This is a genomic window from Vibrio sp. Vb0888 (genome assembly GCF_033338835.1).
GTDB lineage: Bacteria > Pseudomonadota > Gammaproteobacteria > Enterobacterales > Vibrionaceae > Vibrio > Vibrio alginolyticus.
Map to the genome: position 1 here is coordinate 1 of NZ_JAWOTL010000126.1, position 1418 is coordinate 1418.

A 1418-nucleotide genomic window follows, 5' to 3' on the forward strand; every position below is an offset into this window, starting at 1 on the left:
CTTTCAGGGCTGAACAACTGGTATTGCTTATCAACAAAAGAAACATAAGTCTCTCGACCAGGCTCATCGTAGCCACCGGCCCAGTTTTTATCCTCTCGTCTCATTAACCAATACACTTCACTCGCGCTCATGTAGTGCGTGTGCTCTCCTGAATGGTAGCAGGGTAAGTGCTCGTAAGTTTTGTTCCAGTTTCTCAAGGTAACATCAGAAATCGAGACAACTTCATTACTCTCTGCATCTTGGTACTGAGGAGATAATTGATACTCGTACTCTGTTGGAAGGAGACGTTTAGGTTCCATGGTTGATTTGAACAGATTTACAATGGGAACACAGCCAACCATGACACTTTCCTCGTCTACTTGCTTTGGTAGCCAGTCATCGCTTGTATCGAAGTAAAAGCAAATCTCGACCTGCCCTTGAATCTCTAACTTATCTAAGCCGAGCTCAATCAAGTCAAAGAACATGAATTTTTCTGGGAAATGAAGGTACTCGACCAATAAACGAGATCCCGAAAAACTTCTCTTACTGTAAGGGACGACTTGTTCCTCGTCCCCAAAACCAACCGATTGAAGATGCCTCTTAGTTAGAGGCATGATTTCTTTACCATCCAACACGATTGAAAGACCAATCAAACTTTGGAATAACATTTGATATAGCTTGAGTGTTAATTGCGTCTGTCCATTTAAGTACAAACGCAAACAATCGATACCCATGGAATTGATAGATGACTCTGAATCATGAGCACTCAGCTGACACCTTAGTACAGAGTGCGCATTGTGCTCCCACTTAGAGCCAGTAGGCTTGAAAGGCGCGTTCTCAAATGAACCAGAGATAATATCGAGTGGATACATTGTTGTCGGGTAACCGGTTCGAAACTGGCAATCTTGATATCCAGGGGCACTAACTTCGACTCTTTCACCCACAGGAATAGCAAATGAACTAGTGGTTGACTCTGAACAGTTCAATTTGATTACTGACATCGAAGGAATTGGCGCATGAAAGTCCGGATATAGCTGTCCCATCAGTGATTCCGTAAACTGTGGGTAACTGTTATCCAGACTTTGTCTTATCCGAGCGGTTAAAAAAGCACAACCTTCCAACAGACGTTCAACATGTGGGTCTTCAACTTGTTCTTCGCTGATACGTAACCTAGCCGCAATTTTAGGATATTGCTCGCCAAACTCTTGTCCTTTGTGTCGCAGATAGGCCAATTCACGATTGTAGTATTTTAGAAACTCTTCACTCATTTCGCTCGACTCAACTTCATTCCTAAGTTCACAGGCTCGACTTCCGAATTGAATTTCAACTCGTGGATATCATTATCAATCAAACAAGTTGCGCTAATTTCTAACCGTAAGGTTCGATCTATCGCATTTTTTTCATCAGAAATTTGAACGTGCGGATTTCTTAACCGAGGT

General features: G+C 42.5%; 1 protein-coding gene and 1 pseudogene. Both read right to left on the bottom strand.

Annotated features, from left to right (window positions below):
- A partial coding sequence (gene tssF, locus R7P72_RS24370) for a type VI secretion system baseplate subunit TssF (protein WP_318110878.1) occupies positions 1-1247 on the bottom strand: 1247 nt, incomplete at its 3' end.
- Positions 1244-1418: pseudogene (locus R7P72_RS24375) on the bottom strand (type VI secretion system baseplate subunit TssE); the annotation flags it as partial. The gene tssF and the pseudogene R7P72_RS24375, both read right to left, overlap by 4 nt.